This window comes from Pseudomonadota bacterium (assembly GCA_030775045.1).
Lineage (GTDB): Bacteria > Pseudomonadota > Alphaproteobacteria > JALYJY01 > JALYJY01 > JALYJY01.
The window spans coordinates 1-6,527 of sequence record JALYJY010000099.1 but is presented as its reverse complement, the minus strand read 5'-3'; the positions used below and the strand labels follow the sequence as shown (position 1 = coordinate 6,527).

The following is a 6,527-nucleotide window of genomic DNA, read 5'->3' as shown; positions in this document are numbered from 1 at the left end:
TCGAGCGCACCTTCGACGTGTCGAGCCACGGCAGGACGAACAGCACGGCGATGGCGCCGAACATGGCCAGAACGCCGCCCAGCTTGTCCGGAATGGCGCGAAGGACGGCATAGAAGGGCAGGAAGTACCACTCAGGCACGATGTGTGCTGGTGTGGACATGGGGTTGGCAGGAATATAGTTGTCCGGGTGGCCCAGATAATTGGGGGCAAAAAACACAAACGCCGCATACACCAGCAGGAACGCCAGGATCCCCACGCTGTCCTTGATCGTATAGTACGGATTGAATGGCACCGTGTCCTGGGGGCCTTTGGTATCAATGCCCAGCGGGTTGTTCGAGCCCGTGGTGTGTACCGCCGTGATATGGATGAACACCACGGCAAAGATGACGAACGGCAGCAGGTAGTGCAGGGCGAAAAAGCGGTTCAGGGTGGGATTGTCCACCGAGAATCCGCCCCACAGCAGGGTGACGATGTCTCCGCCCACAAAAGGAATGGCCGAGAACAGATTGGTGATGACCGTGGCACCCCAATAGCTCATCTGCCCCCAGGGCAGCACGTATCCCATGAACGCCGTGGCCATCATCAGCAGGAAGATCACCACGCCCAGGATCCACAGAAGCTCGCGCGGGTTTTTGTACGACCCGTAATAAATGCCGCGATACATATGGATATACACGGCGATGAAAAACATGGATGCGCCATTGGCGTGCAGATAGCGCAGCAGCCAGCCATAGTTCACGTCGCGCATGATGCGTTCGATTGATTCAAACGCCCCCGTCGCGCTGGGATTATAGTGCATGGCCAGCGAGATGCCGGTGACGATCATGGTCAGCAGGATGACCGTGGCGATACCCCCGAAGCTCCAGAAATAGTTGCAGTTCCGGGGCATGGGATACTGGTTGTATTCCTTGTCCAGATAGCTGAACACCGGCAGGCGGGAGTCGATCCACTTCACGAAGGGGTTTGTGAAATAGGGCTTTTTGTAATGGGCGTTGGCCATGGAAAAATTCTCCGGGTCAGCCGATGCGGACCGTGGTGTCGGTGAGAAACTGGTAGTCGGGCACTGCCAGGTTCAGCGGTGCAGGGCCCTTGCGGATGCGCCCCGCCGTATCATAGTGAGACCCGTGGCAGGGACAGAACCAGCCCCCGAAATCGCCTTTCTTGTCGGTGGGCTTCTGGCCCAGGGGGACACAGCCCAGGTGGGTGCAGATGCCCACCATGACCAGCCATTCCGGCTTTTTCACGCGCTGGTCATCGGATTGGGGATCGCGCAGGTCAGCCACATTGACCGCCTTGGCCTGTTCGATTTCCGCCGGTATGCGGTGACGGATGAACACCGGCTTGCCGCGCCATTTTACCGTGATGGCCTGTCCGGGCTGGATGGGCGCCAGATCAACCTCGATAGTCGACATGGCCAGGGTGTCCGCTGCCGGGTTCAGCTGGTCGATGAAAGGCCACAGCACGCTGACCCCGGCCACGGCAGCCATACCGCCGGCCAGCAGGTACAGGAAATCGCGGCGGGTTTCGCCCTTTTGCTCATTCTTTTCAGGGGCGGTGAAAAGGTCCGGATTCTGTGCGCCGGACGGGGGAACGGTCATGGACTGGCTCCGGAAATACCGAAAACTGTACAGAAGACAGGGCCTTTCTACTCCCTCTTTCGGGCAGAGACAACACCTTGGGAGCCCGCAGCGTTTTTTCTTCTTTGTTTTCATCCGGTTCTGGCAGGATGGGGCATTGCTGAAACCATTACAGGTATTGCAAATGTTCCGGAAAACAGGGCGTGGTGCACTTGATCAATATAAGCCCGAAGACTTCCTGACGATCCTGTTGCATGCGGCCCTTGAACCTTCTGCCCTGTCCGGAATTCCTGCCCCGTCTCCGTGGCGCCGGAGAGCTGCAGCCGGGTTGCAGGAACGGAACCTGGAAATCCAGAGTCTTGTTTCCGGCATTCTGTCCGGTAACGGACTGAACGGCTGGAACCCTGAAGAATCCTATGTCAGTCCGATGGCGGCCTGTGGGCAGGGCGGGATCCTTCCCGTTGTCCTGACCTCTTCCCTTCTGTCCGTCATCGGGGACAGGCCGGGTTATGCAGAAGCAGCGGGGACACAGAATGCCCCTCTCCTGCAAAGCTGGGAAAATCGTGGTTATAGCAGGGTTATTTCCCTGGAAAGCCTGACAGGTGAGCTGCGTGGGAGAATGAAACATGTCCCCGTACCGGAAACCGGGATTCTTGCCTGGTTTGGCCGGTCTGGCGGACGTGGTGTGGTCCAGAAACTGCAGGGCCTGGTCCGGCCACGGTCCACGGTCTCGCAGGAATTCATGGAGAGGCGGGATGTCCTGGGGTTTCTGCTGTACAGCGCCCTGAATCCTGAGACCCTGCGCAGGCCCGTCAGAAAGGCCGAAGATTGCCTGTCGCTGCTGTCCGGCGCTGAGCTGGTGTTTATGGATCTTCCCCCGCGTCTTGAAGAAGGTGCCGAGCCCTGCTGTTCGCCTGTCAGGATGATTCTGGCAGCTTTTTATCTCAGGGAATGCCGCGAAGCCCTGGATGCTGTTTCCCGAAATCCGGCCCCCCTGCTGCCGGATGGATCTGACCGTGCATCTGCAACAGGGTGTGCAGGTCTTGCAGGTGAAATTTTCTATCGTCTTGCTGCTGCATGGAAAAGGCATTACGGCTTGCTGGGGGATCTGGGCACCCATGTCCGGGTGCTGACGGAAAGGGCTGATGGCCTGTGTCCCCGGCCTGCCATTATTCTTGCCGACTATCGTGAAAAACCGGCTGCATAATCCCTGTCAGAAGCTGTCGGCAGATTTCTCCTGAAAGGGAATTGCCACGGCCCGGATTTTGGGATTCAATGGGTCTCATGGTTCACAGCACATCCCTGATCGCTACGATTGTTGCCAGTTTTGTCCTGGCCTTTGCCTTTGGCTACGGGGCCAGACTTGTGCGCCTGCCGCCGCTGGTGGGCTATCTGCTGGCCGGTGTGGCGCTGGGGCCGTTTACCCCTGCCTTTTTTGTGGCTGACAGTGACCTGGCAAGCCAGCTGGCCGAAATCGGCGTCATCCTGCTGATGTTCGGGGTCGGCCTGCATTTTTCTATCAGGGATCTGTTGTCCGTGTGGAAAACGGCGGTTCCGGGCGCCATTTCCCAGATCTCGGTCTGTCTTGTGGCCGGTGTCGGTCTTGGTGTGTGGTGGGGATGGGGCTGGCAGGCGGGGATCCTGATGGGTCTTGCCATGTCCGTGGCCAGTACGATTGTGGTCCTGCGCGTGCTGGAGGAGCGGCACCTTCTTGACACGGTCGAGGGGCGCATCTCCACCGGCTGGCTGATCGTTGAGGATCTGGCCATGATCCTGGCGCTGGTTCTTCTGCCCTCGCTGGCGGGGCAGAAAGCGGGGATCGAGCTTCTGGGCGACGTGCTTCTGACCTGCGGCAAGGTGGCGCTGTTCATCGCCCTGATCCTGGTAATAGGACAGAGAAGCCTTCCCTGGCTTTTGTCCAGGGTGGCCAGGACCGGCTCGCGTGAGCTGTTCACCCTGTCCGTGCTGGCCTGCGCCCTGGGGATCGCCTGGGCCTCATCCTCGCTGTTTGATGTGTCGCTGGCGCTGGGGGCTTTTTTCGCCGGCGTGGTGCTGAGCGAATCCGACCTCAGCCATCAGGCGGCAACAGACTCCCTGCCCCTGCAGGATGCGTTTGCGGTGTTGTTTTTCGTATCGGTGGGCATGCTGTTCGATCCGTCCATCCTGGTGCGCCAGCCGTGGGAGGTTCTGGTTGTCCTGGCCATCATCCTGCTCCTGAAGTCAGTCCCCACATTCCTGACCATGATGGCCCGGGGCCGCTCCCTGCATTCTGCCCTGACAGTCACGGCCGGTCTGGCCCAGATCGGGGAGTTCTCCTTTATCCTGGTGGGCCTGGGGGTCAGTCTGGGTCTGCTGCCGCCGGAAGGCCGGGACCTGATCCTGGCCGGCGCGCTGCTGTCGATCGCCATCAATCCCCTGATTGTGTCGCACGTCGAGCATGTCTCGTTCTGGTTTGCCACCCATCCGCGCTTTCACCGCCGCAGACCGGAAGAGCCTTCCCCGCCGCCTGCTGCTCCTGTGGCCGGTACGCCCGGACATGTCATCATTGTAGGACACGGGCGCGTGGGCAGCATCATTGCCGGAACCCTGTCAAAACTGGGCATCCCCTGCGTGATTGTCGAGCGTGACCGCCGTCTGGTGGAAGTCCTGCGCCGGGAAAACATGAATGTGATCTGGGGTGATGCGGCCTCTCCCCGTATTCTGGAAGCCGCGGGCATCAGTCACGCCGGTGTCCTGATCGTGGCCACGCCCCACGGTCTGCACAGCCGGCGGGTTCTGGACATTGCACGGGAGCTGAATCCCTCATGCGAGATTGTGGCCAGGGTGCATACCGAGGCGGATGTGTCAGAGATGGAACGGCGCGGGGTGCGCATGGCTGCCATGGGCGAGAGGGAACTGGCTCTGGCCATGGCCGGCTATACCCTGAAAATCTGGGGCATGCCTGACAGTGATGTCATGACCATGATCCATGAATACAGGGTGGTGGAGGGCGAGGAAAAACCCGACGGGAAAGAGGAAACGGACCAGAAGGGCCATCCACTTTGACTCAGCCGGCCTTTTCGGCCAAGGTGCCTTCCTGATCTGTTCCGGAGAGTTCCCATGACATCCTGTGCTGTGACCGCCCCGCGCCACGACTGGTCTGTTGAGGACGTTGAGGCCCTGTTCGCCCTCCCGTTCAGTGACCTGCTGTTCCGGGCCCAGCAGATCCACCGGCAGAATTTTCCGGCCAACGAGGTGCAGCTGTCCACCCTGCTGTCCATCAAGACGGGCGGATGTCCGGAAGACTGTGCTTATTGCCCCCAGAGCGCGAAGCACAACACTGGCGTGAAAGCCACGAAAACCATGGACGTGGCCGATGTGGTGCAGGCTGCGCAGGAAGCGAAGGCCGCCGGTGCGTCCCGCTACTGCATGGGCGCGGCATGGCGGGAACTGAAAGATCGCGACGTGGGCCAGATGTGCAGAATGGTCGAGGGCGTGCGCGCCCTGGGGCTGGAGACCTGCATGACCCTGGGCATGCTGACGGAAAACCAGGCGCTGCGCCTGGCCGATGCGGGTCTGGATTACTACAACCACAACCTGGATACCTCACCCGAATACTACACCGATATCATCAGCACGCGCGTGTACCAGGAGCGCCTGGATACTCTCTCCCACGTCCGTAACGCAGGCATGAAGGTGTGCTGCGGCGGTATCGTTGGCATGGGCGAAAGCCGCCGCGACCGCGCGGGATTTCTGGTGGCTCTGGCGCGGCAGGCCCCGCATCCTGAAAGCGTGCCCATCAACCGCCTGGTGAAGGTAGAAGGCACGCCACTGGATCAGGAAAAGGAAATCGATCCGCTGGAGTTTGTGCGCACGATCGCTGTGGCCCGCATCATGATGCCCAGATCCATGGTGCGCCTGTCCGCCGGGCGCGAGACCATGAGCGACGAGCTTCAGGCCCTGGCGTTCCTGGCCGGCGCCAACTCCATCTTCATGGGCCCCAAATTGCTGACGACTCCCAACCCCGACCACAACCGCGACCAGAATTTGTTTGAACGCCTGGGGCTGAAGGCAATGGAGACAGCGGCGACATAAACCTTTTCTGTTTCTGTCATCCCGGACAAGCGTAGCGCGATCCGGGATCCAGTTACCCTTTTATATCCAGCATGGGCAGGCTCGACTCAAATTCCAGTACGGTGCTGTTTTCATCCTCTGCCGGGCCCAGTTCATAGACGTTTTTGTACCCATAGGCGTACAGGTTGATGAACGTGGGAATGTTCAGGGAGACAGGCATGGCTTTTGTCATGAAGGCCTCGCTGTCATTGATAAAGTTGTTGTTGCAATAGATCAGGATGCGCGTCTCTCTGGAGGGGATTTTTTCGGCAAGTGTTCTTTCAGCGAAATCAGCGATGTTCAGGTTGATGGCCCCCTTGATATGCTTCATGTCATATCTGCCCTTGCTGCGCGCATCCAGGATGATGGTGTTGGGATCTTTCGCCATTTCCATGAAGGTCTTCACATCAATGCGCCGCTGTTCGCGCAGCTTCAGGGCTTCCTGTGAGATGGCCTCAAAAGCCTTCACATCAATCAGGGGGTTTTTTATGCTCTCCTGGGCCGGGGCTGTGACGGCGGACAGGCAAAACAGTAATGCAAAAACGGGGAGAATATTTTTTTGCATGATCTGCCTTTTTGAAAAAATATTTTCCAGAATTATAGCTTAAGACAGTTTCACCAACAATGCTTTCAGACTCCACCATATGGAAGAATCTGTTTTGTAAGATTCCTCCTATGGGGAGCTGAAGCATTGTAGGATCAATGTACAAGGCCATCTTTTGGAAGAATTGTTACTACAGGCTGTTGTACTGGCAGAGTGTCTAGGCCCTGTTGACATTTATTTTAACCAGGGCATGGAAGCTGTGAGGTAGATGAGGCTTGCGAAGTTGCGTGCGCGTTTGGCGTAGCGTGTGGCGA

Annotated in this window: 6 protein-coding genes; 3 read left to right on the top strand and 3 right to left on the bottom strand. The window is 58.7% G+C overall.

All coding sequences use genetic code 11. The annotated features are described in order from the left end of the window. Both M3O22_08120 and petA read right to left on the bottom strand, forming a co-directional pair. The coding region (locus M3O22_08120; protein ID MDP9196709.1) for a cytochrome b/b6 at nt 1–1,000 on the bottom strand (1,000 nt) is incomplete at its 3' end. Between the two features lie 16 nt (nt 1,001–1,016). Then, nucleotides 1,017–1,598 carry a ubiquinol-cytochrome c reductase iron-sulfur subunit gene (petA, locus tag M3O22_08115; GenBank protein MDP9196708.1) on the bottom strand — a complete coding sequence of 194 codons (582 nt, stop codon included), beginning with the start codon at nt 1,596–1,598 and terminating at the stop codon, nt 1,017–1,019. Between the two features lie 163 nt (nt 1,599–1,761). On the opposite strand from petA, the gene M3O22_08110 reads away from it, so the two are divergent. The 3 genes from M3O22_08110 (at nt 1,762) to bioB (ending at nt 5,651) form a co-directional block, all read left to right on the top strand. After that, on the top strand, nt 1,762–2,784 hold the full coding sequence (locus tag M3O22_08110) for a hypothetical protein (protein ID MDP9196707.1): 1,023 nt from the start codon (nt 1,762–1,764) through the stop codon (nt 2,782–2,784). Nucleotides 2,785–2,852: 68 nt separating this feature from the next. After that, complete coding sequence (locus tag M3O22_08105; GenBank protein ID MDP9196706.1) at nt 2,853–4,622, top strand: cation:proton antiporter; 1,770 nt, start codon at nt 2,853–2,855, stop codon at nt 4,620–4,622. A 54-nt stretch (nt 4,623–4,676) separates the two neighbouring features. After that, a complete protein-coding gene (gene bioB / locus M3O22_08100) occupies nt 4,677–5,651 on the top strand; it encodes a biotin synthase BioB (protein ID MDP9196705.1) in 975 nt (324 codons plus the stop codon). Between the two features lie 52 nt (nt 5,652–5,703). On the opposite strand, the gene M3O22_08095 is transcribed toward bioB, so the two are convergent. Next, the gene (locus M3O22_08095; GenBank protein ID MDP9196704.1) at nt 5,704–6,234 is read right to left on the bottom strand and encodes a rhodanese-like domain-containing protein; all 531 of its coding nucleotides are present in this window, start codon (nt 6,232–6,234) and stop codon (nt 5,704–5,706) included. Nucleotides 6,235–6,527 lie beyond the last annotated feature (293 nt).